This is a genomic window from Pseudomonas yamanorum (genome assembly GCF_013386765.1).
GTDB lineage: Bacteria > Pseudomonadota > Gammaproteobacteria > Pseudomonadales > Pseudomonadaceae > Aquipseudomonas > Aquipseudomonas yamanorum_A.
This window is the reverse complement of the sequence record NZ_JACARE010000023.1, coordinates 56,316-82,647: the sequence shown is the minus strand read 5'-3', so window position 1 is coordinate 82,647 and position 26,332 is coordinate 56,316. Positions and strand designations below refer to the sequence as shown.

The 26,332-nt window shown below is 61.2% G+C and carries 23 protein-coding genes; 4 read left to right on the top strand and 19 right to left on the bottom strand.

Features of this window, described 5'->3' with window-relative positions; all coding sequences use genetic code 11:
* Nucleotides 1-19: 19 nt before the first annotated feature.
* Nucleotides 20-583, bottom strand: a complete 564-nt coding sequence (locus HX875_RS18950) for a histidine phosphatase family protein (protein WP_177044562.1) — start codon at nucleotides 581-583, stop codon at nucleotides 20-22.
* Nucleotides 584-781: 198 nt separating this feature from the next.
* On the opposite strand from HX875_RS18950, the gene HX875_RS18945 reads away from it, so the two are divergent.
* A complete protein-coding gene (locus HX875_RS18945; RefSeq protein ID WP_169388061.1) occupies nucleotides 782-994 on the top strand; it encodes a CbtB domain-containing protein in 213 nt (70 codons plus the stop codon).
* Nucleotides 995-1,009: 15 nt separating this feature from the next.
* A complete protein-coding gene (locus HX875_RS18940; RefSeq protein ID WP_177044560.1) occupies nucleotides 1,010-1,738 on the top strand; it encodes a CbtA family protein in 729 nt (242 codons plus the stop codon).
* Nucleotides 1,739-1,778: 40 nt separating this feature from the next.
* Here HX875_RS18940 and HX875_RS18935 read toward each other — a convergent pair whose 3' ends face one another.
* Nucleotides 1,779-2,333: a DUF4865 family protein gene (locus HX875_RS18935; RefSeq protein WP_177044717.1), complete on the bottom strand. Its 555-nt coding sequence runs from the start codon at nucleotides 2,331-2,333 to the stop codon at nucleotides 1,779-1,781.
* Nucleotides 2,334-2,425: 92 nt separating this feature from the next.
* Between HX875_RS18935 and HX875_RS18930 the strand changes: the two genes are divergently transcribed.
* Nucleotides 2,426-3,292, top strand: a complete 867-nt coding sequence (locus HX875_RS18930) for a LysR family transcriptional regulator (RefSeq protein ID WP_177044559.1) — start codon at nucleotides 2,426-2,428, stop codon at nucleotides 3,290-3,292.
* Here the strand turns inward: HX875_RS18930 and HX875_RS18925 are convergent.
* The gene (locus HX875_RS18925; RefSeq protein ID WP_177044557.1) at nucleotides 3,270-5,363 is read right to left on the bottom strand and encodes a PTS sugar transporter subunit IIC/EAL domain-containing protein; all 2,094 of its coding nucleotides are present in this window, start codon (nucleotides 5,361-5,363) and stop codon (nucleotides 3,270-3,272) included. The genes HX875_RS18930 and HX875_RS18925 overlap by 23 nt on opposite strands.
* A gap of 253 nt (nucleotides 5,364-5,616) precedes the next feature.
* Here HX875_RS18925 and HX875_RS18920 point away from each other — a divergent pair, with 253 nt between their 5' ends.
* Nucleotides 5,617-5,946, top strand: a complete 330-nt coding sequence (locus tag HX875_RS18920; protein ID WP_177044555.1) for a DUF6388 family protein — start codon at nucleotides 5,617-5,619, stop codon at nucleotides 5,944-5,946.
* Here the strand turns inward: HX875_RS18920 and HX875_RS18915 are convergent.
* The 16 genes from HX875_RS18915 to tssA form a co-directional block, all read right to left on the bottom strand.
* Complete coding sequence (locus HX875_RS18915; protein ID WP_177044553.1) at nucleotides 5,943-6,809, bottom strand: serine/threonine-protein kinase; 867 nt, start codon at nucleotides 6,807-6,809, stop codon at nucleotides 5,943-5,945. The genes HX875_RS18920 and HX875_RS18915 overlap by 4 nt on opposite strands.
* On the bottom strand, nucleotides 6,806-7,534 hold the full coding sequence (locus HX875_RS18910) for a PP2C family protein-serine/threonine phosphatase (RefSeq protein WP_177044551.1): 729 nt from the start codon (nucleotides 7,532-7,534) through the stop codon (nucleotides 6,806-6,808). The genes HX875_RS18915 and HX875_RS18910 overlap by 4 nt, the downstream gene beginning before the upstream one ends.
* Nucleotides 7,531-10,911: a type VI secretion system membrane subunit TssM gene (gene tssM / locus HX875_RS18905; RefSeq protein ID WP_177044549.1), complete on the bottom strand. Its 3,381-nt coding sequence runs from the start codon at nucleotides 10,909-10,911 to the stop codon at nucleotides 7,531-7,533. The genes HX875_RS18910 and tssM overlap by 4 nt, the downstream gene beginning before the upstream one ends.
* Nucleotides 10,912-10,926: 15 nt before the next feature.
* On the bottom strand, nucleotides 10,927-11,787 hold the full coding sequence (gene icmH / locus HX875_RS18900; RefSeq protein ID WP_177044546.1) for a type IVB secretion system protein IcmH/DotU: 861 nt from the start codon (nucleotides 11,785-11,787) through the stop codon (nucleotides 10,927-10,929).
* A 4-nt stretch (nucleotides 11,788-11,791) separates the two neighbouring features.
* Complete coding sequence (gene tssK / locus HX875_RS18895) at nucleotides 11,792-13,120, bottom strand: type VI secretion system baseplate subunit TssK (protein ID WP_177044544.1); 1,329 nt, start codon at nucleotides 13,118-13,120, stop codon at nucleotides 11,792-11,794.
* A gap of 1 nt (nucleotide 13,121) precedes the next feature.
* Nucleotides 13,122-13,604: a type VI secretion system lipoprotein TssJ gene (tssJ, locus tag HX875_RS18890; RefSeq protein WP_177044538.1), complete on the bottom strand. Its 483-nt coding sequence runs from the start codon at nucleotides 13,602-13,604 to the stop codon at nucleotides 13,122-13,124.
* Nucleotides 13,605-13,609: 5 nt separating this feature from the next.
* Nucleotides 13,610-14,791, bottom strand: a complete 1,182-nt coding sequence (gene tagH, locus HX875_RS18885) for a type VI secretion system-associated FHA domain protein TagH (RefSeq protein ID WP_177044536.1) — start codon at nucleotides 14,789-14,791, stop codon at nucleotides 13,610-13,612.
* A 17-nt stretch (nucleotides 14,792-14,808) separates the two neighbouring features.
* Nucleotides 14,809-14,940 carry a type VI secretion protein TagU gene (locus HX875_RS18880; RefSeq protein WP_177044534.1) on the bottom strand — a complete coding sequence of 44 codons (132 nt, stop codon included), beginning with the start codon at nucleotides 14,938-14,940 and terminating at the stop codon, nucleotides 14,809-14,811.
* Nucleotides 14,941-15,009: 69 nt separating this feature from the next.
* Entirely contained in the window at nucleotides 15,010-16,542 is a 1,533-nt protein-coding gene (locus tag HX875_RS18875) for a sigma-54 interaction domain-containing protein (protein WP_177044533.1), read from the bottom strand.
* Complete coding sequence (gene tssH / locus HX875_RS18870) at nucleotides 16,542-19,112, bottom strand: type VI secretion system ATPase TssH (RefSeq protein ID WP_371321486.1); 2,571 nt, start codon at nucleotides 19,110-19,112, stop codon at nucleotides 16,542-16,544. Before tssH ends, HX875_RS18875 begins: the two co-directional genes overlap by 1 nt.
* 6 nt (nucleotides 19,113-19,118) lie before the next feature.
* The gene (tssG, locus tag HX875_RS18865) at nucleotides 19,119-20,126 is read right to left on the bottom strand and encodes a type VI secretion system baseplate subunit TssG (RefSeq protein WP_177044523.1); all 1,008 of its coding nucleotides are present in this window, start codon (nucleotides 20,124-20,126) and stop codon (nucleotides 19,119-19,121) included.
* Complete coding sequence (gene tssF / locus HX875_RS18860; protein WP_177044515.1) at nucleotides 20,090-21,865, bottom strand: type VI secretion system baseplate subunit TssF; 1,776 nt, start codon at nucleotides 21,863-21,865, stop codon at nucleotides 20,090-20,092. The genes tssG and tssF overlap by 37 nt, the downstream gene beginning before the upstream one ends.
* Nucleotides 21,855-22,280, bottom strand: a complete 426-nt coding sequence (gene tssE, locus HX875_RS18855) for a type VI secretion system baseplate subunit TssE (protein ID WP_177044506.1) — start codon at nucleotides 22,278-22,280, stop codon at nucleotides 21,855-21,857. The genes tssF and tssE overlap by 11 nt, the downstream gene beginning before the upstream one ends.
* The gene (gene tssC / locus HX875_RS18850; RefSeq protein ID WP_177044504.1) at nucleotides 22,277-23,752 is read right to left on the bottom strand and encodes a type VI secretion system contractile sheath large subunit; all 1,476 of its coding nucleotides are present in this window, start codon (nucleotides 23,750-23,752) and stop codon (nucleotides 22,277-22,279) included. The genes tssE and tssC overlap by 4 nt, the downstream gene beginning before the upstream one ends.
* Before the next feature lie 27 nt (nucleotides 23,753-23,779).
* Entirely contained in the window at nucleotides 23,780-24,277 is a 498-nt protein-coding gene (gene tssB, locus HX875_RS18845; protein ID WP_177044496.1) for a type VI secretion system contractile sheath small subunit, read from the bottom strand.
* 32 nt (nucleotides 24,278-24,309) lie between these two features.
* The gene (gene tssA / locus HX875_RS18840) at nucleotides 24,310-25,863 is read right to left on the bottom strand and encodes a type VI secretion system protein TssA (RefSeq protein WP_177044487.1); all 1,554 of its coding nucleotides are present in this window, start codon (nucleotides 25,861-25,863) and stop codon (nucleotides 24,310-24,312) included.
* Nucleotides 25,864-26,332: the final 469 nt, after the last annotated feature.

Below are 26,332 nucleotides of genomic sequence, written 5' to 3'. Positions count from 1 at the left end.
TTTTGCCATGTTCGGGGCGTCAGGCGTGAGTTTCCAGGCGCAGTCGCCAACGGCCGTTGAAGCGCAGTTCGGTGGATGACAGCGGCTCCACGTCGATCAGGTTGAACAGTGCGGGCGGGCATTGCATGACGTGCAACAGCGCCGCGCGGATGACGAATGGGTGGGTCACGGCCAGTACATGCCCGGGTGTTTGCTCAAGGGACTGCAACCACTGCCCTACCCGTTCACACAACTGCACCACCGACTCACCGCCGTGGGGCGCCGAGGTGCTGTCGGTCAGCCAGGCCTGCAGTGCCTGCGGTTCGGCCTGCTGGATCTCATCAATGGCCAGCCCTTGCCAGTGGCCGAAATCACAATCGCGCAGGGCTGTTTCAACCGAAGCGTCGGCGGCAAACAGCGTGGCCGTCTGCCGGGTTCGTGCCTCCGGGCCACACACCACAAGGGGCGCGCGCTTGAAACGCTGCGCCTGGGACAACGCGGCCTGCTGCCAGTCCATCTCCACCGGCTCATCCAGCGCAAAGCGTGCACGCTTCTGGGCACGGGTGCTGGCATGGGAAACTAGGGTCAAACGGGTGGCCTGCATGACAAATCGCTCTGGTTTTAAGGTGCAGTCAGCGTAGACTCGCGAAGTTGTTTCAATATGTTTCAACTATTCTGCAACAGGAAGCCGGTTCAATGCCGGCGCGGTCGCGCCACTGTATTCGGCCTGATAGCCGTAAGCCAGACCCTGTTTCAGCCAACTCGCTATCCATTTCGGGACGCGTCATCCCTGGAGGTTCTCATGGCTTATACCGCTGCAACTGATTCCGACGTTTCAATCCCGTCCATTCCCCTGGGCGAAATCCTGCCCTGGGCGATTTTCGGCGGCCTGCTGCTGTTGCTGGCGATTTACTTCGTCGGCGCCGAGCAAGGCGCAACCGCCGTGTTCAAAGGCATGTACGTGCATGAGTTTGTGCACGACGGTCGTCACCTGCTGGGTTTCCCCTGCCATTGATTGGAGCGTGACGACATGACAGGGCATTTACTCGTTCGCGGGATGCTGGTGGGCTTGCTCGCGGGCATCCTGGCCTTCGGTTTCGCCAAGACCTTTGGTGAGCCGCAGATCGACAAGGCCATCGCCTTCGAAGATCAGATGGCACAGATGCACGGCGACGCGCCGGAAGAAGAACTGGTGAGCCGCGAAGTACAAAGTACCTTTGGCCTGTTCACCGGTGTGGTGGTGTACAGCGTGTCCCTGGGCGGCATCTTCGCCCTGGTGTTCGCCTACTCCCTGGGCCGCATCGGCAAGGTTGGGCCCCGTGGCCTGGCGGCGCTGCTGGCCTTGGCGGCGTTTGTGACGATCATCGTGGTGCCCGGGCTGAAATACCCGGCCAACCCGCCATCGGTGGGTGACCCGGCGACCATCGCGCAACGCACCAAGCTGTTCTTCCTGATGCTGCTGGTGTCGGTGGCGGCTGCGGTGATTGCAATCAACGCTGCGCGCAAGTTGATTGCCAGTCGAGGCATATGGACCGGTGCGATTCTGGGTGTGGTGTTGTACATCGTGATCGTCTCGGTGGCCGGCAGCCTGTTCCCGACCATCAACGAAGTGCCGGAGCAATTCTCGGCCGTGTTGCTGTGGAAATTCCGCGTAGCCTCCCTGGGCATTCAACTGGTGCTGTGGACCACCCTGGGCCTGGTGTTCGGCGCCGTGGCCGAGCGCAAGCTGAGCCAGCCTCAGGCGCGCCTCAACTCCTGATGGCAGCGGTCGCCGCCGACGGATCGGCGGCTACCGGCAATCACACGCCTGGTCGCGCCAGGTAAAACACCTCGTAGCCGCTGCCCGGGTGATTCACATCCAGCGCCTTGCCCGACAAGGTAATCCGCACCAGCTTCCACGCCTGTACATCCAGCGCCAGAAACACCGCGAAGTTATCGCTGCTGTCCGCAATCTGCTGGTTGCGCGCCTTTTCTGCGGCCAGGACCTGCCCACGATCCGCTCCCGGCGCCAGCGCCCACTCCTCCCGATACAGGCTCAAGGCGGTTTGCGCCGGGCCTCGCTGCACATCCAGCGGCAACCAGGACTCAATGTGCGGCTGGCCAAAACTGTCGAGGACCTTCTGAAAGCGCTCGCCGAGTAAAAAGTCCGCAGCCTGCAACGGGTCCGACCAGAGATAAACCGACGAATACAGGTTGCCCACGCCCGGCGCCTGCCCTCGCTCCTGGGCGATAAACGCCTTGAACAGCAAACCCTCGGTGTGATCCCACAACGGCCCCAGGCGGGCGGCCCGCTCGCGGATGACACCCATGTCGTAATCGGCTGGCAAGCGGTGTGAATACTGTTTGGCAAACATCATGGCGCTCCTGTTCAGATGAGTGACCAGCTTGCGCAGCGGCCATGATTTCAGCAAGATATCACCCGATATAAGTGTGATAAGGAACTGAAATGAGCGACGCACTCAAACCGCTGGATATCGACACCGTGCATGCCTTTGTCCTGGTGGCTGATTTCGCCAGCTTCACCCGAGCGGCCCAGGCCCTGGATACTTCACAGGCCGCCATCAGCCTCAAGCTCAAGCGCCTGGAAGAGCGCCTCGGTTACCGCCTGCTGGTGCGCACGCCACGTCACGTACGGCTGTCGCCCCAGGGCGAGCAGTTCATCGTTGCCGCCCGTGCGCTGCTCAACGCTCACGAACGGGCATTGGGTGACATGGGCAACGGCGCACCGCGACGGCTGGTGATCGGCATCAGCGACCATGTGGCCGGGCCGGACCTGCCGCTGTGGCTCAGCCGCCTGGCGGCGTACGACCCGCTGGTGATCCTGGAGGTGCGGATTGCCTCGTCCCGGGACCTGGTCGCCGCGTTCGACCGCGACGAACTGGACGCCGTGATCGTGCGCAACGAAGGCGACCGCCAGGACGGTGAAGTGTTGGTGGTGGAGCGCTTTGGCTGGTTCGCCGCACCGACCTGGCAGCACACGCCCGGCGCGCCCCTGCGCATGGCGACCATGGCCTCGCCCTGCGGCGTGCGGCACCTGGCAGTGCGGGCGCTGGATGAGGCGCGGATTGACTGGACCGAAGTGTTTGTCGGCGGCGGCGTCATGGCCGTGGGTGCGGCAGTGAGTGCCGGCCTGGGCGTGGCCGCACTGGCCCGGCGGGTGGCACCCGCAGGTGCGGTAGACGTGAGTGAACAGTACGGATTACCGGCGTTGCCCGTCAGTGAAATCGTGCTGCATAGCCGGATCAGTGATGGCCGCTCTCGCGAGACGTTACGGGCCTTGAGTGCAACCTTCAGAGGGGTTCTGGAGCGCTAGGCTGCATCTGGTTATAGCGCCCGCGCACAAACCGCTCCAGTTCATCTCCTGGCAACGCCTTGCTGAAATACCAGCCCTGGATGATCAACTCCGAGCCCGATTGCAGAAACGCCAGTTGCTCGGCGGTTTCTACGCCTTCGACCACCACACCGAGGTTCAACGCCTCACAAAACCGCAGCATCCCGGTCAACACCTGGGCGCCCTTCGGATCATGCTGGGCCACCACGAAACTGCGATCGATCTTGATGAAATCCACCGGGAACTGATGCAGATAACTCAGCGCCGAAAACCCGGTGCCAAAGTCGTCGATGTAGACCTTGGCGCCAATCGCCTGCAGCTTCTCGATCATTTGCCGCGTGCCCTGGATATCTCCGATCAAGGCATCCTCGGTGATCTCCACCGAGATTTGTCCATGGGCCTGGGCCAGGATCTCCACCAGCCGGTCACCGTACGCCGGGGTGGTGAGCGTGGCGCTGGAGATATTGATCGTCATCGGCAACCCAAAGCCGACCTTCTGCCATTTCTGATACTGGCGCACCGCCTGGGACGCGACCCACACATCCACGTCGGGCATCAGCCGGGCATGAGCCAACCATTGCAGGAACTCCCACGGCGAATGCACCGTGCCCTCGGCATCCCGGGCGCGCATCAAGGCTTCGCAACCGGTGCAGAGCCCGGTCCGGGTCGAAATCTGCGGCTGGAATTCAAGGTAAAACTCATAGTCGCAGATCTGCTGGATGTGGCTCAACTCGCTGGCCTGGCGCGCCTGGGCCTTGTGGGAGGCCATCACCGGGTCCAGTTCCAGCAAGCGCCCTTTTTCTTCCAGGCCGCGAAAGGTCATGTCCAGCGACTTCAAATACACTGTGCCGCCTTCCGTAGCCTGGCGATGAATCGCCCGCACATAGGGCGCATAAATCAGCGTGCCAACCCCCAGCAACACCACCTGCAGCAACACCGCCGCCAGGTCACCATGGGTACTCAGGTAAGCGTTGAGCAACACCGGCGCGGTGAACGGCACGCTGACCACTGCGGGCGACACCCAGCCCAACTGCACCACCGTGATCGCCAGCATCGCGTTGGACGCCGGCACCAGCAGAAAGGGAATGAACAGGCGTGGGTTGAGGATAATCGGCAGGCCAAACAACAGCACTTCACTGACATTGAACAAGGACAGCGGCAGGCTGGCTATCGCCACCAATCGCATGGACTGGCTCCTGGAAAACACCAGGATCGCCAGCAGCAGGCTCAACGCACCGCCGGAGCCACCGATAAACGCAAAGCTGCCCAGCAAGCCGCCGTTCAACACATATTTGATCGGTTCGCCTGCCGCCAGCGCCGCGTTGTTGAGCACAACGGCCTGGTCCAGCACATCAAACAACGGCTGCATGGCGTAGACACCATGGATGCCGAAAAACCACAGCAGCGAATTCATCAGGGTCACAAACAGGCCGGTGCCATAGGGCGACTGCAGCGCATCGAGCACCTGTGGGCCCTGAAGCTGCGCCACCTGAGGAATCTGCAGCAGCAACGACAGCACAAGCACCAGCCCGAGCGCGGTGATCGCCCCCGGTACCACCATATTGATGGTGCCCTTGAGGTTGTGTCCCACCAGGTCTTCATTGACCAACCGGGTCCAGCGGCGCCGGTGCAGCCAGGCGATAACCGGCACGTTGAGCAGCGGCGAGGCAATCGCGATAAACAGCACGAAGGTCGCCGAGGCGCGGGGAAAATCCCGCAGCACATACGTCGCAATCACCACATGGGCCAGGCACAGAAACGCTACCGGCAACTGCGGCAGGCGGTATTGAATCGCGAGCATGTAACCGATGGAAGCGGCCACCAGCAACGGGATCACCGAGCTGATCTTATTGTGCAACCCGGCCAGGAAGGCCACCACCTGCGGGTCGAAACCCAGCACGCGGGCGCATTCGGACAAGATCAGGAAACCCGCCGACACCAACAGGCACGGCAGGATCCACAACAGCCCCTCGCGTATGGCCCGCAACGACTCGGTGCTGGCCAAAGCCGCCAGTCGCTGGGTGAAGAAAAGCTTGAACAGCGTTTGCGCCATCACCTGTCCCTCGGTCCCTGATGCCAGGGTCGCAAAATAACACCCGGCCGTAGCCTTTATCGCCGGGTTAACGCTACACGGCCTGATACCGCGAGCGAAAGGCTTTTGCTGCCACTGGCGCAATTATTCAGAATCCCCCCGTGGCGCTGCTTGTCGGTTGGAGCCGGTTGGCCCATCCTTTGGCACACTTGTCGTTATAGAAAGCCTTGATGAACAACCCGACTGATCAGCTCTTTTATCGTGGAGTAAACCTTTGTCCCAACCCGGCGAAAACCACCAGCTAGCCCTGGACAGATTCCTGACCGAGCACCCGGCCCTGGCCGCGGAACTGAATACGTTGAACCCCCTGGCGGCCCAGGCCAAAGGGGAAACACTCGAGCAGTATCGCGCCGAGCGGCTGCATGAAGCGTTTGAGGCCGAAGCCGAGCAGCAAGGGCTCTTCGCCTGGGAACTGACGCTGAAATTGACGGCGCATTCCCCTGCCGAGTTCGAGGCCCAGCGGCTGGAGGTGCACAAGGAAGTGGCGCAGATGGCAGGCCTGAGTTGGGCGGAGTATTGCCAGTTGCATGACTTGCCGGGTTAGAACCAGCGGCTCAGGCCCTGGCGGATATCGCCGATCACTGCCTGTAATTCATCAAGAGTGATGGTCCGGCGTTCAGGGTCTGGCGCCAAAGCCGTGCGTAAGGCAGGCCAGCAATGGCGAGGCAACTGCCGGGGGCGAGGCGGCCGCTCACCGGACGGGTGCCGTCCGTGTGCCAACTCGTAAAGCACACAGGCCACTGCGTAAAGATCGGTACTGGGCGACAGTGCGCCGCCGGCCAGCAACTCCGGTGCGGCGTACGTTGGCGTCCAGGCGTTGAAACGGCTGCGACTCAAGCCCGGCGGCCCCGCTGAAGCCTGGCCCAGGCCAAAATCAAACAGCCGCAATCCTGCCTCTTCCACCATGACATTGCCGGGTTTCACATCCCCGTGCAGCACCCCCTGCTGATGACAATGTCGCAATGCATCGAGCAGTTGCACGGCGATGCCTTGCAACTCTCGCCAGGGTAAGCCGCTCGGGCACTCCAGCAGCAACCGGTCCAGGGTCATGCCCTGGAGCAGCTCCATGGTGAAGAACGCCAGATGGGAGGGAGCGTCCACCTCAAACGAAAACACCCGCACCACCTGCTCATGCCGCAGGCTGCGCGTCAGGGCGAACTCGCTGTACAGCAGCACGTGGGCATCCGCAGACTCGCGGATGGCTTCGCCCAGTACCTTGATCGCCACACTGGAACGTGACTCGCCAAACTGTTCATGCAGCAGGTCCCGGGCGCGATAGACCACGCCCATGCCGCCAGCGCCCAGCACACGTTCGATCAGGTATCGCCCGGCCAGCAACTCGGGTGTGCTTCCACGCTGCAGGTTTGCCTGTGCCCTGGCAAAGGCAAAGTGAGTCACCTCACTCATGACTGCACCACCACAGCCGTCAGGTTGTCACCGGCGGTTCCCCGCAATACGCCTGCGAACAGTTGGTCCAGAATCCGCTGCGGGTTACCCAGGCTCAACGCCTGGCCCAATTCGCTATGGCTAAGCGCCTGGTACAGGCCATCGCTGCACAACAGAAAGACATCCCCCGCCAACGTCTCCAGCTCCAGTACCTGGGGACTCAAAGGAGCCCGTGAACCGATGGCCCGGGTCAAGGCCCGTGCATCAGGATGGGCCCTGGCCTGTTCCGGGTTTACCTGCTGGTCAATCAGTTGCTCGAACAACGAATGGTCCCGTGACAGCTGGTACAACATCTGCCCGCGCCACAGGTAACAACGGCTGTCACCGGCCCAGACACACGCGGCACGGTCGCCCTGGAGCAGCAATGCCACGACCGTGCTCCCCATGATGGCCTCGGCGCCGTGGGTGGCCAGTGTCAGCTCCTCCCCCAGCCGCCGGTTGAGCCATTGCAGGCAGCGGCGCGTCGCCTCGACCCGCTCGTCCAGGCTACCCTGGCCAGGCAACGACGCCAGGCTGTCGACCACCAACTGGCTGGCAACATCCCCCGCCTGGTGCCCGCCCATTCCGTCTGCCACAGCCCAGTAACCCTTCCAGGGGCAATCGAGAAAGGCGTCCTCGTTGCGCAACCGGACCTTTCCACGGTCTGTACGGCCAGCGCTGTGCCAGCGTTCGAGGGGTTGGGTCACAACTGCTCCGGCAGGCGGAAGGTACGCCACTGCGCCATCTGAAACGGGTTGGGCGTCCGCCGGCTGGTCAGCAGGTAGTTGGCGCGCAAGCCTGCCAGGTCAGCCTTGAGGATCAGCACATCCTGCCCGTCGGAAGCTTCGCTCTGCATCAGGTCGAACAAGCGGAACAGCGACCAGGCCCCGGTATTTTTTTCAAGCCCCAGCGCCCGCTCACTGCCCCGCTCCAGCACCAGGCTGCTGCGACCATTTTCCACCTCGGTTGGCCATTGCATCGCCATGGGCACGATTGGCCCATGGCGGTACTCGATTTGCTGGTCGCCAAAACGCAAGACCGCACGACTCACCGACGAGTCCAGGCTGTAGGGCGCCAACGTGAAACGAACCTGCAGGTCCCCCGGCTCATCGGCAAAGAAACCGCGCCTGATCACCTGCACCTTCTCTTGCTGATCGAGCAACGCCCGGGACATCGGCAAGCTTCGCCCGTCCAGGCTGCGCAGCCTGTAGCGGCCGGCATCACCGCTGACAAAAGGCCTTAGATAGCTGTCAAAAAATCGCGCCATGACCCCTTCCGGCTTGAAGAACTCCTGAAAATCATTGAGGGAAACGTCGCTGCTGGCATGGGCATTGAACGGAAAACGCTGCTTGATTGCCTTGGCGTAAAAACCATATACCTCGCTCTGATAGCACTGGTTCACATGGCGATAGGCCTGATCGAGCAGGCGACGCCAATGCTCGTCGGCCAGGCTTTCGAACCAGCCCGCCAACGGCAACGGCAACCGAGCAGCCACGTTCCGCAGGTTACCCAGGGCATCCTGCTGCCCCTGGATCCGGCGCTTGACCATCTCGAAGGCCACCGGCTCCGGCGAGCCGTCACGATTCAAGGTCGCCAGTTGCAGGTGCAAGTCGTTGAGTGCCTGCAACACCTGGGTCAACTCGGTGCCGGGGTTTTCCTGGCTGTCGAGCAACTGGTGCAAGGGTTCGAAGCGGCGTTGCATGGCGCGCCGTGCCGTGTCAGGCAATACATGGGTCAACCCGACTGCCGTCCGGGCAACCTGTACCCGCTCTGCCACAGGGCCGGGCAGTTTGGCAGCCACTTCATCCAGGCGCTCCGTGGCCGATGGCAAGCGCGTGTTATCACGCACCTGTTGTAACAACTGCAGCAACGGTGACTGGGCTGACGTCAGGCTGGCAAGTTGCTCGGCGCCCTGGCGGGAATTGTCAGTCTCCCGCAGGCTAATCCGCCCAAGCGCCTCGCTCCAGGCATTGGCATACTCGCTGAAATAGCGTTGCTCGAGTTCCACCATCAACCGCTGCAAGTCCATGGCGCTCAGGTCCGCACCCTCCCCCAGCACCCAGTTGTCCTGAACGATAGTGTTCACCAGGCGCGCGCCCTGCTCTTCGAAATGCCGCAGGTAGTTGCGGGTATAAAAACCCGGAATGGGACGGTCGCCCCCGTCAAACACCAGCCCCTGTGCAAGGCGGTAAGGCTCAAGAGCGCGGGCTTGCTCCCGCAGCACGCGGTACACCACATCGACCAATGACTCCCCTCGCAACACGTGCCGTGCCTGTGCCACCAGTTCGTTATCGAGCGACTGCACGAACGGCTGCTCAAGCAACCGTGCGAAGTGTTCATTCAAACGACTTTGCACAGAGGGCTCGCCGGCAAACCTTACAGACCAATGCCCCGCCACCCGCTCACGCAACCAGCCAACGTCTCGCCGCTCCCGCAGGTTAAGCATCAGGTAGGCGCGGAGGTTGTCCAGCAGCCGCTCGCGATCTTCCAGGCTGGCGCGCACCTGTTCCTGCAGCATCTCGTTGACCTGAGGCAACAGCAACTGCCCCAACGCCTGCTCATAGGCCTGCTCCAGCACTGGATGGCTGAGCGTGCCTTGATACAACCCCGCCCGTTCAACCAGCCGGGCTTCGCCCTGAACAGGAAAAACCCGCGTCGATGCCAGGCGCCTGTCCAGCAGGGGCAGGACCGCCAGGGTCGCGTCCAGGCCAGGTGGCGTGGTCGTTGGCTGCTGCACCAGTTCCCGCAGTTGCTCCAGACGTTGATGATTGGAAGAGTAACTGTGGGTCCAAAGCAAACCGGCCGCCCCGACCACCACCAGTGCACTCAGGCCCATCCCCCACTGGCGCCAGCGAATTCGACGCCGTTCCAGGCTATCGAGGCCCGCCAGGTCCGCTTCTGCCAGAATCAGGCTGAACAAGCCCTGGATAAAGCGTGGGCGAGGATCCAGTGCCTGTGGGCCACCGTCGGCACTGGTCAAGTAGAAGCCACGGAATCCGTTGGTGCGCTGATAACGCGGGCCGCAGAAAGCCACTTCGATGTACAGGCTCAGACGTTCGCCAATCCGGGCCGCCTGATGGGGGAAATCGAGCATCCGGCCCCGCAGGTCGCTGTTACGCTCCTGGTGCAGTCGCTGTACAAGCTCACCGCTCAGGCGCTGCAGCAGTGCTTCAAAGGCCTGGCGTACCTGGCCCATTTCAATACCGCCCTTGCCCGGAACGATGGGTTCGCCGAGCACCGCATCAGTGCCTTCACTCAGTGGACGGTCGAAGAATTCCGCAAACCCCGGCAGACGGTCGGCCTGGGTCACCACCAGGTAAATCGGCAGGTCCACATGCAGCGTCTGCCGGATTTCCTGCAGCCGGCTTTGGACTGCCCGCGCCTCATTCTCCAGATCACGCTCGCCGCCATGGAGCAAGGTATCCATCGAGAGAGCGACCACCACGCCATTGAGCGGACGTGTCCGGCGACGCGCCTTGAGCAGCCCCAACAGCGTCGACCAACCCGCGCCATCCACACCGCCGTCGGGCTGGGTAAGGTAGCGGCCCGCCGTGTCGAGCAACAGGCCGTCTTCGGCGAAATGCCAATCACAGTAGCCCGTCGTCGCCATCGGCTCGCCACGATCCTGGAGCAATTGCAACCCACTGGCGGCCAACAACCGGGACTTGCCGCTGCCCTCCTTGCCGATCAGCAGATACCACGGCAGCGCGTTGCGCCAACGCGGGCTGCGGTCGCCATAAATGCTCGAGTTTTTCAGGGTGTACAGGGCGTCCTTGAAACGACCGCGCAGTTGGCGCTGCTCGTTTTCGATCTGCCCTTTACCCGGGCGCTGCTCAACACTGTCGACGGTTTGTAGCCGGGTCATGCTGCGCCAATTGGCATACACCATCGCCAGGCCCCACAACAAAAACAGCCCGCTGATCGTCAGCAGCCGCGCCGCAGTTCCCTGCCAGAACCGATAGTCATCAACAGCCAGTAATGGCCCTAGGAACCACACGATCATCGCGATCGCGAGCACCAGCAACAGGCTCCAGACCCAAATCCTGGCCAGCACGGTGCCCGCGCTCCTGAAGAATGCGTTCATGAGTTGCTCCCTGCGTTAGAGGGGCGCCCGGGTAATGTCCGGCGCCGATAATTGATACCGTTGCAGCACCGTCTCGCGCTGCTCTCCCAACACCCAGGCAAACCCCGAATACAAGGCCAGCAGGCTGGCCACGACACACACTGCGATCCAGGTCGCCGGCACAACCCTCAGCCGTCTCTGGCGCTGCGCCCCCCGGCTGGGCGGCGGCGCGCACGCAGGCGGGGAATCGCCCCGCACATGCCGGATCTGCCGATACAGCGCATCCCGAACCTGCTCAAGCTGCAACAACCCACGCTCCATGACCCGGTACTTGCCCTCGAACCCCAGTGACAGGCACAGGTACATCAGCTCCAGCATCGCCAAGTGCTTGAAAGGGTCCCGCGACATTCGCTCAAGCAGCTGGAAAAACTTCTCGCCGCCGAAGGTTTCATTGTGAAAGCTGCTCAGCAGGCTCATCTTCGACCAATCGCTCTGGCTGCCCCATGAGGTGGTGAGTACCGCTTCGTCGATCACACTGCACAGTACATATCGCGCTGCCATGACCTCGCTGACCTGCGCGCCGTCGTGCCGGGCCCGGGTCTCGAAAAGCGTGACAGCGGATGACAGCCGTTCGTTGAGCCCGCGCAGGCTTTCCTGGGAGGTGCTGCGCTTGAGCTGCACCACCTCGGACAGCAGCGCCCAGGCAGGCGCAACCAAACTGTTCAAGCCAACGTTGAAATGCTCCGCGCCCTGCATTCGGGCGGCGTAAATCATCCGGTCTTCCAGTTGTTCGAAACGCGGTGGCGATGCGAAGTCAGTGACCGGCCCCTGCGCCGGCGTGCGCCCCTGTCGATCGAGCAGGATGGTTTTCTCGTCCTGCGGGTATTCCCTGTCCATGGTCTCAGTTCCTGATGGCCCAGAATTTCAGTTCCAGCTCGGCAAATTCGCCGCTGACATGGAAGGCAAACCCTCCCGATTGCTTCAACTGCTCAATGTCACGGGTACCGAGTTCGAGCATGAAATAGGTGTTTGCGGCATGAAACGGAATCTGCCGGGGAGCCACCGGCAGCGGCTTGACCCTGATGCCCGCCAACTGCAGGTTGACCAACTCGCGAATCCGCTCCACAGGGCCGACCTTGAGATGCGCCGGAAGCCGGTGGCGCAGCTCCTCGGAGTCACACTGGGCGCTGGCGGCCAGAATGAAGGTCGCCGCCCCCAACAGGTTGAGATCCCTGACCGGGCACACCAGTACCCCATACTGGCGAGGCTGTAGCACAAGCTCGACGGCGTGCTGCTCAAGCACCATCGACAGCAGGCTGCGAATCGGCTCCATCAATTCACGGAAGCTGGCCCCCTGTTCGCTGTGCCGGTAACACCCCTCGAAGTGCGCACGCTTGCTGTCGCTGGCAAACGTCGCCAGCTCACCCAGGATCGACAGCAGTGTTCGGTACAGGGTTTCCGGACTGACCTGGCTCAGGCCCAGGTAGTGACGCAAGACCAGTTCGCTGCGATTGATCAGTTGCAGCATCAGGAAGTCACCGACCTGCGCACCGGCTGCGGCGCCGTTAGTGCGGATCCGCTCGGCGATGGCATCCCCCCGGTAAGCGAGCAGGCTGATCACCTCCTTGAGGCAGGACAGCAGGTACCGCGAGCCCTGCAGGTGAATGAAGGTCGGGATGAAATCCGCGTCCAGGCTGACGCCCTCCTCGGTACAACCGAGCACTTGGGCAACCTTGAGCTTCACGTAATGCTGATCACTGTGCTGCTCCCCCAGCAGCAGGCGAAAATCCAGCTGCCCGCAATTGACCTGACGACGAGAATCCTCCCCGGCGTTGGAGTCACTGACGTCTACCGCCAGGGTCTTGTAACGCGCTACTACATCGACCTGCTCGGGTCGACGGGCTTCCACGCAGTTGCCGGTAGCCAGCGGCAAGGCCAGGTATACGGCCTGCTTCCCGGCATTTGCCGGAATCTCCAGTACCAGCGATTCCATGGCCCCGCCCAGTTCGAAAAGGCTGCCATCGGGCAATATCCCGCTGGCCTGGCTGATAACGACCTTGCCCATATTCAGGTATTGCACATCAATTTCCAGGGTCAGGAAGCCCCAGGCGTGGCGGCACAACAACTGAGTGCGGCGCATGAGTTGCTGATCGTGGTAACGGTCGTTTTGCTGAAAATGTTGAGGCCGCAGCAACATGCCTTCCTGCCAGATGACTTTTTGGCTGTGCATGTCAGTCGACCGCCTTGGCTGAGTGTGGATTCACCAGCCGGATACCGGCCTGATCAAGGACCAGTTCGGCGCGCGTCAATTGCTGCACCGTCACCGGCAACACGTAGCGCCATTGCGCGTGGGGCAAATCACGATAGGCCGCCAGCACGCCGACATAACGACTGCCCGGCTCAAGGCTGAGTTTGAGGGTGGTTTGATCCCCGGGGCGCAACTCCAACTCTTCGAGGTTCACCAGGTCTTTGGGCAGGGTCTGCGCCCCATGGCCGTAAAGGCTGAAAAAGTCTGCATTCTCAAAGGCCACGGGGTGTCGAAGCTCCATCAGGCGCACCACGATCGGCGACGGTCGGCCGTGAATATCCGGGTTGACTCGCTCGCTGGCGGTCAGCGTCAGGTCCAGCTTGGTCAGTGTCGAAAAGGGCGACAGGGAGCAACCACCCAGTAAACCGATCAGGGTGTACAACAATGCAACGGTGACTCGGGACATGAAGGTCATCCTGGATAACGGTGAAGGGTGGAGATCAGACGAATCTGCTCCTCGTAGGCCTTGGTGAAATCACTGCCCAACAAGCGTTCGCTCAGATGTTCGTCCTCAATCAGCGCCTCGTAGTGACGCTGATACGCCCGCCAGTGGGCGCCACCCCGGGGAATCAGCGGGGGCTTCGCCTGGCGCTCGAAGCACAGGAGCAAATGACTCGGTGCAAAGGCCGCCAGGGCTCCACGCACTGCTGCGCGGCAGGCCGCCAGCAACGCCACCTGGTGCGCCTGCAGGTCGCGGTAGGCCCGCGTGACCACCCTCTCGGCGGGCATCTGCCCCAACTGCCCGACGCCCAGCAGCAACCCCAGGGCCGCACCTGCATCAGCACTGTCGTTAAGCGGATCGGGACTCTGGAGCGCCGTGTGGGTGAGTGCCAGCTTCAGCTCATGCTTGAGCTCGTTGCGGGTGCTCAGGCTCTGTTGCAACCCTTCAGTCATTTGCCTGAGCAACCCGGCCGCCTTGATTGCCAGTACCTCTCTTCCCGGCCCGTCAAGGGTATCCAGGTCGATACCCAGGGCCTGGGCAAACGCCGACCAGAATGGCTCTGAACCTTGGTTTGAAAGCGCCGGCTCGGGGCCCGAGGCAGCCTTGCGCACGGGCTGGACGAGCCCGGGAACCTTCAAATGATCCCTGTCCGGCGGCCCGTGGTCCGTCCGCTGCATTGCTTCATGGGGGGGCATGCCCAGGGCGGCCAACTCTGGCGACTCGTCCTCGCGCTGCAGTTCGCGGGCCAATGCCCGCATCGGATCCAGGTCAAAAAATGCGCCATCGGGAATCAGCGTGTGCAATCCATCCTGGCCCGAAACCATCGCAGGGCTGACCAACCGTGCACGGATTTCCAGCGGCCCTAACTGAAATATCGCGCCGTCATCTATCGGATGCTCCTGGCCCTCCCGCAGACGCTCGCCACTGCCTGCCAGGCGGGTTCCATTGCTGCTGGTGTCCGTGAGGAAGTACCGGCCATCACGATAACTGATCACCGCATGACGACTGGAGACCTGACGGCTGGTGTCAGGAAGGCGCCAGTCACAACTGGCTCCCCGGCCGATGACGCCGCCGACACCGTTGAGCGTTTTGCGCAGGGCCGGCGCTGACGCTGCCTGCCCCGCAGGGCACACCTCTAACACGAGTTGCATATAGGGCTCCCGGGGGCTCACTGGCCACGACTGATGGACTGCGGATCACCCCGAGGGCGGTAGTCGCCGTCATCAAAGACGTGATTGGTGTTACAGCCACCCAGCACAAACAACACAAGCATCAGCGCTTGCCACTGACAAACAGGCATCAGGTATCTCCCGTTGAGGTAGGTGCGGAAGGTCGGCGGGACCTTCGCAGAATTTGAGGAACGCGCCATTCAGCACTCTCCCTTGGCGTCGCCAAAGGGAATGTCCAGGCGTGCAAGGCGGTACAGCAGCGTCCGCCGGGCAAGGCCCAGCTCGCGGGCAGTGCGGGTTCGATTGCCGCGGTTCTTGCGCAGGCAGTCGATGAGCACAACCCGCTCGACCCGCTCCATCCGCTGGCGCAGCGTCGCGTCAACCGCTGGCGCAGTGAGGCCGGACGACAACGACAGGTGCGCGGGCAGGATGACGTCGTCGTCGCACAGCAGCACCGCCCGCTCCACCATGCATTTGAGCTCGCGAACATTGCCGGGGAAGCTGTGGCTGGACAGTTGATCCAGCGCCGCACTCGACCAGCCCAGCGACGCCCGCCCGAGCATTGAGCAGGCCTTGTCGGCGAAATGCCGGGCCAGCTGCAACACATCACCGTCGCGCTGGCGCAGCGCCGGCAGCTCGATGGGGAACTGCGCCAACCGGTAATAAAGGTCCTCGCGAAAACTCCCGTCGGCCACCATGCTCGTGAGGTCCCGATGGGTCGCCGCGAGGATCCGCACATCGACCTTGTGGGCCGTATTGGCACCCAACGGCCGAATCTCGCCCTCCTGCAGCACCCGCAACAACTTGGCCTGCAGTGGCAGCGGCATATCACCGATTTCGTCCAGCAGCAGCGTGCCGCCGTGGGCGGTGTCAAACAGGCCGACGTAGTCTCTGTCAGCGCCCGTGAAAGCTCCTTTGCGGTAGCCGAACAATTCGCTTTCCAGCAGGCCTTCGGGAAACGCGGCGCAGTTTTGCACCACAAAGGCCTTGCTGCTGCGCGACCCGGCTGCGTGAATCGCCCGTGCGACCACTTCTTTTCCAGTGCCGGTCTCTCCCCGCAACAATACGGTGTAGGGGCTGTGCACCACCTTGCCGATCAGGCGGCACGTTTCATCCATCGCCGTGCTGTTACCGATCAAGCCGTAAGCACTGGCTCCCGGCGTGCTGCGAACCACCTTCAAGGCACCGGGAACCCGGCGCATTCGTCGCAACATGGCCAACTGGTTCAAGGCAAAGCTGCCCAACTGCCCAAGGGAAGCCCCGTAGCCAGCCAGCTCCGTCCCTCGCTGACTGGCACACAACAACACCCCGGACACCTGCTGGCGTGGCCCCGGCAATGGCACGCACAGCAGTGATTGCCAGGGCAACTCGAGCGCTGGCAGAAACGCCGTGTCATACACACTGCTGACCAGCTCAGTGAGGTTCAGTACACGGTTCTGTCCCAGAACGTACTGCAGCAGTTGCTCGTGCTTGAAGTCGGTTCCCGGGTTCGCAACGTCACCGGGCGGCAGTACACCCGGCAAGTGCTCGGCAGCCAGGTCGAGGCGGCCGGTGGCCTGGTCAAACAGGTACAACTGGCTTAGCTCGCACGCGCTCAACTGCGCGGCGCCTGCTGCGAAGTCCTCGGCCAGTGTCGATTCGTTGCTATGGGCACCCAGCCGGATGAACCACCCCAGCAAGGCACCGGCGTAGTCCAGCGGGTTTGGCAACCGGGCAAACAGTTCGTTCTTCATCAGTTGAACTCACAGTGAACAGTGCCGTTGGTGCCCAGCCTCGCGTGAACGGACTGCAGGGATTTGCCAACGGCCATCGCCTCCAGCAGCCGGTCCACCACCTGTGGCAACAGGTTCGCCTCGATCCATTGATCGACAAACCTCGCGCCACTCTCACTGTGGCTACAGCGCTCGGCCATATGGCCGACCAGTTCCCCTGCGTGACTGAATGTCAGCTTGCGTTGAAGCAGGCGCTGGCCCAGGCGCTGCAGCTTGTTTTCAATCAATTCATGCAGCACGGCACCCGCAACCGGGTAATACGGAACCACACGCATGCGAGCCAGCAGCGCCGGTTTGAAATGAGCGGTCAGGGCCGGCCGGAGAGCAGCATGCAGCACCTCGACATCCGGTCTTTGCCCATCGGCACACAACTCAGTGATACGGTCGCTGCCCAGGTTGGAAGTCATCAGGATCAGGGTGTTGCGAAAATCGATTTCACGCCCTTCACCGTCATTGGCCACACCTTTGTCGAACACCTGGTAAAACAGGTTCAACACATCTGGATCGGCCTTCTCCACCTCGTCGAGCAGCACCACTGAATAGGGCTTTTGTCGCACGGCCTCCGTCAGCACCCCGCCCTCCCCATAGCCGACGTAACCCGGTGGAGCACCGATCAACCGGGACAGGGAATGTTTCTCCTGGTACTCCGACATATTGACCGTGGTAAGAAAACGCTCGCCGCCGTACAGCAGGTCGGCCAAGGCGTGTGCGGTCTCGGTCTTGCCAACGCCACTGGGGCCCACCAACAGGAATACTCCTACGGGAGCATCAGGCCGGTTCACGCCGGCCGCGACAGCGCGCAGGCAACGATCCAGAACCTGCACGGCACATTCCTGGCCGAGAATACGGCCGCGCAGATCCCTGGCAACGCTCATGACCTTCGCGCTGTGTTCGCGGGCAAGCTGCTCCAGCGGGATGCCGGTCCAGGCGCTGATTACCTGGGCCACCAATCGCGGGCACACTTCGAAGCTGACCAGCCGTTGCTCGTGCGGTAGGGCCTGCAACCCGTGATGGGTTTCAGCAAGGTCCCGTTCAAGGGTTTCAATCCGGTCGCCCCGGCTGCGGGCCTCGGCCAGTTGCTGGCGCAACGAGAGCACCTTCTCGGCCAGGTCGCGCTGATGGCTCCAGCGCTGCTCAAGCTGTAACTGTGCGACCTCTGCGGCCTCCAGACGCAGGGTCAGTTGCTGCAACGCCAGTTCATCGATGGCCAGTCCCGCATCAGCGTCCCGGCGCACGGCGAGTTGCTGACGCGTACCCTCCGCCAGTTCGGCACGCAACCGCTGCAGTTCCTCTGGCGCCGTGACCAGGCTGATGCGCACACGGGCACATGCGGTGTCCAGCACGTCCACTGCCTTGTCAGGCAACTGGCGGCCGGTGAGGTAGCAAGCACTCAACTGCGCGGCGGCGACCACGGCATCATCACGTACGTAGACGCCGTGACTGGCCTCGTACACCGGGACCAATCCACGCAGAATCGTCACCGCATCCGCAACCCTCGGCTCGTGCACCTGCACCGGCTGGAAACGTCGCGCCAATGCCGGGTCTTTCTCGAAGTATTTCTTGTACTCCGACCAAGTCGTGGCGGCGATGGTGCGCAACTCTCCCCGCGCCAGCGCCGGCTTGAGCAGGTTGGCTGCATCGGAACCACCGGCCTGGCCGCCTGCACCTACCAGGGTGTGGGCCTCGTCGATAAACAGGATCACCGGTTGCAGCGATGCACTCACCTCGTCGATCAAGCCTTTCAAGCGTCGCTCAAACTCGCCCTTGATACTGGCCCCGGCTTGCAGCAAGCCCATGTCCAAGGTCAGCAGGCGCACGCTCCTGAGCACCTCTGGCACCTGCCCGGCCGCTATCTGCAGGGCCAGCCCCTCGACTATCGCGGTTTTCCCGACACCTGCCTCGCCCACCAGGATGGGGTTGTTCTTGCGACGCCGTGCGAGGGTATCGATCATTTGCCGGATTTCGTTATCGCGACACAGTACGGGGTCGAGTTTTCCGTCCCGAGCCTGGCGAGTCAGGTCATGGGTAAAGCGTTCCAGTAATGAACTCCCCACTTCACCGGGAGCCGTCTGCGGGCTTTCACTCAAGAGAAACCCCAGCACCCGCTGCGCATCAAGCTTGCTCAATACCGCCTGATACCGGCTGCCCGCGTGCTGCAGCGGGTTACGCAATAGAGCAAGCAGCAAGGCACCATGCTCCACGTCGCTTCGGCCCAGCTCCAGGTGGGCAACCAGCAAGGCCTGCTGCAACCATTGCACCAGCGCGGGTGAAAACACCGGATTGCGGGAGGCACTTTGTTCGGTGCGGGGTTGCAGCACCGCATGCAGTTCGCCGACATCGACGCCCGCATCCTGCAGCGCACGCATCAATATGCCATCGGGATGCTCCAGGAGGGTCAGCAGCAGGTCTTCCACCAGGACTTCGCCACCGCCACGGGTGACACACCGTTCGGCGCAGCGTTCCAGGTCGCGCCGCGTGTGCGCCGTCAATGCCTGGATAAGTTGTTGCAGATCCACATTCATCATATCCATCAGTCCCTAATGAGATTTACTGGCCAACGTGACCACGCCATCTGCCCGCTCATGCCCCAACCAACTGGTCCAGCCCAGGCGGCAGACGTTGTGCTCGCCGATGTGCAACGGCCGCACCTCACCCTCAGCCAGCACCAGCCGTACGTCATATTCCAAGGGGTCCCGGGCGGCGAAACGCACCAGTGCACACAGCGGCTCATACCCCGCCCCGGTGGGCAAGAATTCGTGAAAACGCGCCCAGTCGAGTGCCAGGACATGAACCCGGAACATGCCACTGCGGTCGACGATGCGATCCCCCAGCACCAGGTCAGAACCCAGCGAGCTATAGCGACGGCCCAGGTCATTACGCTGCTCGTGTGCAATCACTACCGTGCGTTTGACCCACTGCTCGATCACCAACCGGCTGTGCTTGAAGTAATAACGCAGCACCGTCTCGATCAGCGCCGCGGAGTGGGCACGCAGACTCAGCAACCCCAGGTAGGGCAACAGGCGCTTCCAGTCCAGTTGAGCGGCGTTGCGAATGGCACTGCCGCCCAGGCCCACCAACGCAAACATCTGCTCGGAAAATGGATCCCGGGCACCGGTTTGAAACCTCGCCTGGTAACGATATTTGCGCCAGATCGGTACCATCAGCCGGTGCAGGCGATGGTGAAAAAGATCCAGGAAATCACGCGTCGAGTTACCGCCCCTGACCTCGGCAAAGGCTTGCTCGCCATAGAACGCCGGCAGCGGTGACCCTGTACCAAACAGGCCCAGCACGTTGAGACGTAGTCGTGCCCGTAAATGGCCGTGCTCGACAAAAAACTCCACACGGTCAATATCGTTGCCTGGAAACCCGAAGCCTGGATTGGCCTGGAACTCCAACTGGTCGTAGAGCGCCTGCTCATCCAGCGAGGGGTGTGCCTCACGCAGACGCTCGATGATCTGCGTAACCGCCTGAAACACCGAGTACTCGCGAATCACTCGGGACAGAGCGGTTAAAGCAGGGGCTGCTGGCCCATCCGGGGTGGCCATAGGTACACGTCTCCTTGTGTGCTGATGACTCGCAGTTCGTGGTACGAGTTGAGGCTGGCGTAAAGCGCGAAGAACTCATTCAGTACCGAGGCAAAGACAAACACGTCGCCCTCCCCCAGGTAGCCCTCGGGGTCGATGGTGAGGTCAACCCGCAAGCCGCGAAATGGCAGGCCTCGGTGCAATCGATCCACTGGCTGGTGGCTGATGGACAGGAGTGCGCCGAGTCTTCTCCTGCTGACCTTCTCCACCTGGCGGTCGTGATAACGCGGCAGGTCATAGGTTTCGAGGATCACCCTCAAGGCATTGATATCGGTCAATGACAAATAGTTGAGCGACATATTGCTGATCAGCCGCCACAGGAAGTCGCTGTCCAGGGGTGGCGCAAAACTGGGGGTTGCCGGCGTGATGTTGCGGAACGCAAGAAACTCGGGGGTCTGCTCGCAAGCCTGGTTGATATCCCCCACCTGCAGCTGGCGCGGCAGGTTGTGGTTGGTGCAGGTCAGCTCCACCGACAGGGTTTCCTGATCCTGCACCCGACGCTGGCCGAAGCTCAGCCAGGTATCCAGGCCGGTATGTTGCAGTGATGGCCGCTGGCGAACAGCATAACTGGGCGCCCCGCTGCCAAAGTCGTGTTCAAACGACTCGAATGGCACATAGTCCTGGTAGCCCAGGCCTCCCGGCCGCCATCCCGTGACCTTGTCGACGGAAAACACGCCGCAGTTGTCCCGGGCATACTCGCCAGGCAACAACAGGTATTCGTCCTGCGTGCCATCCAGGCGAATCGGCACACCATCGTGCTTGAACAGATTGACTATGGGCGTGCAATACAGCTTCACGTTGTCCAGGGTCGGCATCAGTCGCTCAAGGCCACGCCCACGCAGGTTGAAGCGCAACGCCAGGCCATGTACCTGCTTGAGCACATCAACGGGCAGCCTGTTGAGCACATCAAGGCCACCCACCTCGACAAACAGGTATTTGTCCGGAAAGGCGAAGTACTCCTGGAGATGGCGATAGCCACGGAAGGTATTCAACGGATAAGGGATCAGTGCCTCATCCTCGGAAAAACCCACCGGACTGATCTCGTTACTCGGCAAGCGTAACGACATGACCTGCCCGTCACCGCCGACAATCGGTAGTCCATCGCTGCCCAAGGGCTGCAATTGGAACCCGTCCAAGTGACGCAAAAGGCCCAGGTAAAGCGCCTGGCTGACAGGTCGGTCCCCCGCGAGATGCAGGCGCAAGCGACCCAATGCCAGCTCACTGAAGTTGCCCTCCACCGTCATTTCCAGACGCAGGCACAGTAACGCACCCTCGCCCTGCGCCGAGTACTCCAGGGCGGCCAGTTGCAGGGGTAAAACTTCCGTGGGGTAGCAGGTACGAAAACGGCAACGCTCACCGTTGATCGCAACACTTTCCACCGGCGTATCCCGTTCGACTTGAATGGCAGGTCCTGCCCGCTTGAGCGGATCGAACTGCAGCATGCTGAACGAAGGCAGTGGCCGCATATAGTTGGGCCACAGCAAATGCATCAACGAGTGACTCAACTCCGGCAACTGGTCATCAAGCTTCTGGCGCAAGCGACCGGTGAGGAATGCAAACCCCTCAAGCAATCGCTCTACATCCGGGTCCTGGCCGGCACTCCCAAGGAACGGCGCAAGTGCCGGGTTGCGCTCGCAGAAGCGCCGCCCCAACTGTCGCAATGCACTCAGTTCACCCTGGTAGTAGCGGTTAAAGGACATCAGGCGTGACCTCAACCTGCGCCCCGTGAACCAGGCTTGCACAGAAGGTGACCGCTTGCGTCACCCCATCGATGTCCATTGCGCCCTCGATGGCGAAAGCCAGGGCCAGAGGATCGCGATCCTGGGGCAATACCTTGACACGTACATCCTTCAGACGCGGTTCATAGGCCTGGATAAAACGCTCAATCAGAAAGCGTGCCTGACTCACCGAGTCATGCAGGCTGAGGTGCATGGCGTTCAGGTCAGGCAACCCATAATCCGGTAGCGTCTGCACACTGCCCATACGGGTGCTGAGCATTTTCGCCAGATGGCGCGCCACGGACTCCACGATGCCGCCGTGGGGACGACGACCCGCACCGGACTCCAGGCGTTCGAAAAGGCTACAGTTTTGGGTTGTCACGTGTCTGAGGCTCATTCTTTATCGAGCTTACCGACGAGAGACAGCGTGAAATCCGCCCCCATGTATTTGAAATGCGGGCGAACGCTCAGGTTGACGCGGTACCAGCCAGGCTCACCGTCAACATCGCTGACCACAATGCGTGCTGCCCGCAACGGCCGCCGCCCACGCACTTCGGCGCTGGGGTTATCCTGGTCAGCTACGTACTGGCGAATCCATTTATTGAGTTCCAGCTCCAGGTCGGTCCGTTCCTTCCACGACCCCAACTGCTCACGCTGCAGTACCTTGAGGTAGTGAGCCAGGCGATTGACGATCATCATGTACGGCAACTGGGTGCCAAGCCGGTAATTCAGTTCGGCAGCCTTGCCCTCGGCGCTGATGCCAAAGGACTTGGGTTTCTGCACCGAACTGGCGGAAAAGAACGCCGCATTGTCGCTGCCCTTGCGCATGGTCAGCGCAATGAAACCCTCTTGCGCCAGTTCATATTCACGCCGGTCGGATACCAGTACCTCGGTGGGAATCTTGGTTTCGATCTCGCCCATGCTGTGAAAATGATGCAGCGGCAAGTCCTCCACCGCGCCTCCACTTTGCGGGCCGATAATGTTCGGGCACCAGCGAAACCGGGCAAAGCTGTCCGTCAAGCGGGTAGCAAAGGCATACGCCGTGTTGCCCCACAGATAGTGCTCATGGCTGTTGGCCACGTTTTCCTGGTAGGCGAAGGTCTTGACCGGGCAATCAACGGGATCGTAGGGCGTACGCAGCAAAAAGCGCGGAACGGTGAGGCCGATATATCGGGCGTCTTCGCTCTGGCGAAAGCTCTGCCATTTGGCAAACTGTGGCCCCTCGAAATGGTCTTTCAGGTCCTTCAGGTCAGGCAGGCCGGTGAAACTCTCCAGGCCAAAGAAGCCTGGGCCAGCGGCCGCAATGAACGGCGCATGGGCCATGCAGGCCACGCTGGAAACGTACTGCATCAGCCTGACGTCGGGGGCGCTGGGCGAAAGGAAATAGTTGGCGATGATTGCACCCACGGGCTGACCGCCGAACTGGCCGTATTCGGCACTGTAGATATGCTTGTAGAGCCCGGACTGGGTCACCTCAGGCGAGTCCTCAAAGTCATCCAGCAGGTCCTGCCGGGAGACGCTCAGCAATTCGATCTTGATGTTTTCACGGAAATTGGTGCGATCAACCAGCAACTGCAGGCCGCGCCAGGATGACTCCAGTGCCTGGAAATCGGCATGGTGAAGAATCTCGTCCATCTGCTGGCTGAGCCTTGCATCAATCTCGGCAATCATCCGGTCAACCAGGCGCTTCTTGACCGGTTCGCCCCTGTTTTGCGGTTTGATCAGTTCCTCGATAAATGCAGAGACCCCGCGCTTTGCGATGCCATAGGCCTCATCGTCAGCGCTGAGGCGGGTCTGGGCAATGATGTTGTCGAGAATGCTGTATTCATCCGTTGCCTGTGCATGCAACGGGCTTTGGCGGGTAGTCATGGGGTCAGTGTCCTTTTACTGAAAGATTCATACGGCGGAGCTGGTCAGCCCCAGTTCAGCCAGTACCCGGCTGCGGGACTCGTCATCTGCAAGGGCGTTTTCAATGGCTTTTCGAAAACTCGGTGTGTTGCCCAGGGGCCCCTTGAGCGCCACGAGTGCATCGCGCAGGTCCATCAGTTTCTTCAGCTCGGGTATTTGTTCGATCAGGTGCGCAGGGTTGAAGTCCTTCATCGAATTGATCCTGACCTGGACCGCCAGCTCGTCGGGTTCCGCAGAATCCTGGAGCCGATTGGGGACACTCAAGGTCAGGCTCAAGGCCTGTTTGGCCAGCACCTCATCCAGGCTGTTCTTGTCGATACCGACGGGCTTGCGGTCTTCGAGCTTGCGCAGGTCTTCACGCTGGGTGAAGTCGCCAAGCACCAGCAACTTCAACGGCAGTTCAACCTCTTCCTGTGCGCCGCCGACGGCGGGTTTGAACGTGATATTGATACGCTCCTTGGGGGCTACCGAACCTTCTTTGGCCATGGTGTTTCTCCTTTTTCGGGTGGCTCGAAAGCCTATTCAAGTACCGCTTCAAGATCGAAGTGGCACAGCCTGCGATGGACTTCTTCCTTGCGCTCACGCACGGAATGGCTTTGCGGCAACGCATCACAACAGCCATACAAGAGTTGCAGCACTTCAACCGCCAGTTCGGGCTCCCAACGCTGCAAGCCTGATTGCTGAAGTTCGTGGTCCAGGTGGTCGAGCTGGACTTTGGCCAGATCGTGCTTGCCCGCCAGCACACACAACCTGGCCAGGCCAAGCCGCCAATGGAATCGTGCACGCTCACCTGTTGCGGTTTGCATGCCTTGCTTGAGCGACCGGACGGCTGCCTTGACCCCGTCCTTGCGCAGCACGGGCATGATCTCGCTCAATGCGATGTCCCAGGGCGCAGCCTGGGTATCAAGCACTGACTTGGGGGATACCGGAGCTTGCAAATGACGGGCAACCTGGGTGTTGATCCAGCCTCGGGTAACGGGGTCGGCGAAGGGTGTGCCATCGTGAAAGCGCAACTGGACGAGCCCTGGCAATCGCTGGAGCAACAAGGCGAAGTGCACTTCCAGCTCGGTCATGGCCAAATCCGCCTGAAGTGCCTGCAGGCACTCCCAAACCCTGTACAAGCCGTCAAACCAGAAAGGTGCGCAGGCCAGGCTGGCCTCAAGCTCCAGCAACAGGTCGGCGTGCTGCCCCTGGGCAAGGCGCTCCTGGAAGCGCTTGAGCTTGTCCGGCGCGGGACCCCGCAACGGCGTGACCAGCTCCGCGTCACAGTCCGGCAGACTGGTGATCGTCAACCAGGTCAACGTTCGACTCAGGCGCAGCGCGCGCAGGTCGGTGGCGTTCTGGCGCTGCCACCAGGCACACAACGGCCGGGCACTCTCCTGCAGCGTGCGCAGCAGCTTATGGGCATCCTTTTCGTTATCCACCACCGGCTCAGGTGCCAGTAGCTGAGTCGCTACATGCCTGATCTGGGCGATCACACCTGCGGTACCGCCCGGCGGGGGATCGCTCTCGGTGACCTGCTGCAACCTGTCCGACAACTGCCTGCGAATCGGCAATAACAGTGGCGCGTCTGCACAGAGATGTTCGGTCCACAGCTCATCGAGCCGGGTCAGGTGCTCGAGCATGCAGTGGAACAAGGGCCGCTGATCCTTGAATGAAAGGTGTTGCCCAAGCACCTGCTCGAGGCGCGGGACCAGCCAGCCAAAGGCGGCACCGCGGGTGCGCAGCTTGCCCGGATACACAACTGCCCAATGATGCTCACAGAGGTAGCGCAACAACCCCAGGCCCGCGAGCAGCCCCGGGAAGGATTCGCGCTGATGCAATGCCCAGGTCAACCAGACAGCGACCCGCAAGTCCTTGGACTTATGACGCAACAGCGCTTCACTTTTTTCCACGACCCACTGCCAGTCAGGCTGACTGTTTCCGTGTATGGAATGCGCCTTTCCAAGTTCGACTTCAAGCGCCTCATACTCCGTAGAAAAACGCATATCAGCGCCCGCAAAACTCGCTTTCGAGTTGGGTGCCTGTGCAAGTTCCAGGTAATAATCGGAAATTCTGTCTGAATAAACCATTAAGGGCCGCGCTTTACTTTTCAGGGCATGTCCAGCGAACTAATAGCAATTCAAACCCGGATTAGAACACTGTTTTAAATTCGCCTTACCGGCGGGAAGAGCACGAACCTTATCCATGAAAAAAGCAATGTTCAAGCCACGAAACGAGAGTTAAGGAATATCCTACAAAAATACAAACCGAGGTAATGCGCAGTAATTTGCACAGTAAAATCAGAAACTAAAGTTACAGCAGAAGCAAACCCAACAAACAAAACCCGTATCGACATGAGCAACTAACTGCGCACCCCTGCGCAAACAAATACAACTAATTCAACCTACAAACAGACAACCCACTTTAAAACACAAACCCACAACACCTTAACTCGCTGTTTTTATTAACCCTTTAACTTTCCGGCACACTTCTTGATATCGAGCATTACCCGCTCGGCAGATCAGCCGACTGAGGCGACCTCATTTATCAGGCAAGGAA

Bases quoted from the DNA above. Each gene is read 5' to 3' on its own strand.
- tssK (WP_177044544.1), bottom strand. From the start codon at position 13,120: ATGCACAGCCAAAAAGTCATCTGGCAGGAAGGCATGTTGCTGCGGCCT.
- tssM (WP_177044549.1), bottom strand. From the start codon at position 10,911: ATGAACGCATTCTTCAGGAGCGCGGGCACCGTGCTGGCCAGGATTTGG.
- tssF (WP_177044515.1), bottom strand. From the start codon at position 21,865: ATGTCCTTTAACCGCTACTACCAGGGTGAACTGAGTGCATTGCGACAG.
- tssH (WP_371321486.1), bottom strand. From the start codon at position 19,112: ATGGATATGATGAATGTGGATCTGCAACAACTTATCCAGGCATTGACG.
- HX875_RS18935 (WP_177044717.1), bottom strand. From the start codon at position 2,333: ATGTTTGCCAAACAGTATTCACACCGCTTGCCAGCCGATTACGACATG.
- tssG (WP_177044523.1), bottom strand. From the start codon at position 20,126: ATGGCCACCCCGGATGGGCCAGCAGCCCCTGCTTTAACCGCTCTGTCC.
- HX875_RS18915 (WP_177044553.1), bottom strand. From the start codon at position 6,809: ATGAGTGAGGTGACTCACTTTGCCTTTGCCAGGGCACAGGCAAACCTG.
- HX875_RS18950 (WP_177044562.1), bottom strand. From the start codon at position 583: ATGCAGGCCACCCGTTTGACCCTAGTTTCCCATGCCAGCACCCGTGCC.
- HX875_RS18940 (WP_177044560.1), top strand. From the start codon at position 1,010: ATGACAGGGCATTTACTCGTTCGCGGGATGCTGGTGGGCTTGCTCGCG.
- tagH (WP_177044536.1), bottom strand. From the start codon at position 14,791: ATGCAACTCGTGTTAGAGGTGTGCCCTGCGGGGCAGGCAGCGTCAGCG.
- HX875_RS18875 (WP_177044533.1), bottom strand. From the start codon at position 16,542: ATGAAGAACGAACTGTTTGCCCGGTTGCCAAACCCGCTGGACTACGCC.
- tssB (WP_177044496.1), bottom strand. From the start codon at position 24,277: ATGGCCAAAGAAGGTTCGGTAGCCCCCAAGGAGCGTATCAATATCACG.
- HX875_RS18925 (WP_177044557.1), bottom strand. From the start codon at position 5,363: ATGGCGCAAACGCTGTTCAAGCTTTTCTTCACCCAGCGACTGGCGGCT.
- tssC (WP_177044504.1), bottom strand. From the start codon at position 23,752: ATGACTACCCGCCAAAGCCCGTTGCATGCACAGGCAACGGATGAATAC.
- icmH (WP_177044546.1), bottom strand. From the start codon at position 11,787: ATGGACAGGGAATACCCGCAGGACGAGAAAACCATCCTGCTCGATCGA.
- HX875_RS18945 (WP_169388061.1), top strand. From the start codon at position 782: ATGGCTTATACCGCTGCAACTGATTCCGACGTTTCAATCCCGTCCATT.
- tssA (WP_177044487.1), bottom strand. From the start codon at position 25,863: ATGGTTTATTCAGACAGAATTTCCGATTATTACCTGGAACTTGCACAG.
- tssJ (WP_177044538.1), bottom strand. From the start codon at position 13,604: ATGTCCCGAGTCACCGTTGCATTGTTGTACACCCTGATCGGTTTACTG.
- HX875_RS18880 (WP_177044534.1), bottom strand. From the start codon at position 14,940: ATGCCTGTTTGTCAGTGGCAAGCGCTGATGCTTGTGTTGTTTGTGCTG.
- HX875_RS18930 (WP_177044559.1), top strand. From the start codon at position 2,426: ATGAGCGACGCACTCAAACCGCTGGATATCGACACCGTGCATGCCTTT.
- tssE (WP_177044506.1), bottom strand. From the start codon at position 22,280: ATGAGCCTCAGACACGTGACAACCCAAAACTGTAGCCTTTTCGAACGC.